The sequence below is a fragment of the Photobacterium minamisatsumaniensis genome (assembly GCF_050336695.1).
Classification (GTDB): Bacteria; Pseudomonadota; Gammaproteobacteria; order Enterobacterales; family Vibrionaceae; genus Photobacterium; species Photobacterium minamisatsumaniensis.
In genome coordinates, this window is the sequence record NZ_JAKJSI010000004.1 from 1 (window position 1) to 1,337 (window position 1,337).

General features: G+C 47.9%; 3 tRNA genes and 2 rRNA genes. All 5 read right to left on the reverse strand.

Going from position 1 to position 1,337, the window contains the following annotated elements:
* A 23S ribosomal RNA gene (locus L4D78_RS00215) occupies positions 1–245 on the reverse strand; the annotation flags it as partial.
* Between the two features lie 340 nt (positions 246–585).
* A tRNA-Val gene (locus tag L4D78_RS00220) sits at positions 586–661 on the reverse strand.
* 31 nt (positions 662–692) lie between these two features.
* Positions 693–768, reverse strand: a tRNA-Lys gene (locus L4D78_RS00225).
* Position 769: 1 nt separating this feature from the next.
* Positions 770–845, reverse strand: a tRNA-Glu gene (locus L4D78_RS00230).
* Positions 846–945: 100 nt separating this feature from the next.
* Positions 946–1,337 (reverse strand): 16S ribosomal RNA (locus L4D78_RS00235); the annotation flags it as partial.

Sequence of the window (1,337 nt, forward strand, 5' to 3'; positions counted from 1 at the left end):
CGCTACTGCCGGAATCTCGGTTGATTTCTCTTCCTCGGGGTACTTAGATGTTTCAGTTCCCCCGGTTCGCCTCGTTACACTATGTATTCACGTAACGATAACTGCTTATGCAGCTGGGTTTCCCCATTCGGAAATCGTAGACTCAAGTGGCTTTTACTGCCTAATCTACGCTTATCGCAAGTTAATACGTCCTTCATCGCCTCTGACTGCCCAGGCATCCACCGTGTACGCTTAGTCACTTAACCATACAACCCCAAGAGGTTTCGTATGGCAACAACCAAGGTTCACTCTCTAATTAAAGAGAATTATTTGTTTTCGCCGGACTCTTACACAAGACACTTGAATGTGTTTGTTTTGAGAACTCGTACTTCCCTCCTTTATATAAAAAGAAGAAAAAACATTTGTAATTGAATCTAAAAGATTCAATTTACTAGTCAGCTTTCCAGATTGTTAAAGAGCATAGTGTTCCACTATCTCANAAGAGATACAAGAACCACTTTCTAATAATTTTCAGCGTCAAAAAACGGACTCAACAAAGTTAACCTTTATTGAATCTGCGATTCCGTGCAGAAAACTCTTAGAGAGTGGTGGGCGATACCGGGCTCGAACCAGTGACCCCCTCCTTGTAAGGGAGGTGCTCTCCCAACTGAGCTAATCGCCCACGATAGTTTTAATTCCTTCGTGAGAAAGAATGGTGGGTCGTGCAGGATTCGAACCTGCGACCAATTGATTAAAAGTCAACTGCTCTACCAACTGAGCTAACGACCCGTGGCGTCCCATAGGGGAGTCGAACCCCTGTTACCGCCGTGAAAGGGCGGTGTCCTAGGCCTCTAGACGAATGGGACTAAGTRTTTCTTGCGAATGTTGTTGGGCAACATTCGCGCTCTCTTACATTTCGACCAAGCAATCTGTGTGGACACTGCATAAAACAGCAGGTCATATCGTTAAGGAGGTGATCCAGCCCCAGGTTCCCCTAGGGCTACCTTGTTACGACTTCACCCCAGTCATGAACCACACCGTGGTAAACGCCCTCCCGAAGGTTAAGCTATCTACTTCTGGTGCAGCCCACTCCCATGGTGTGACGGGCGGTGTGTACAAGGCCCGGGAACGTATTCACCGTAGCATTCTGATCTACGATTACTAGCGATTCCGACTTCATGGAGTCGAGTTGCAGACTCCAATCCGGACTACGACGTACTTTGTGGGATTCGCTCACCATCGCTGGTTGGCAGCCCTCTGTATACGCCATTGTAGCACGTGTGTAGCCCTACTCGTAAGGGCCATGATGACTTGACGTCGTCCCCACCTTCCTCCGGTTTATCACCGGCAGTCTCCCT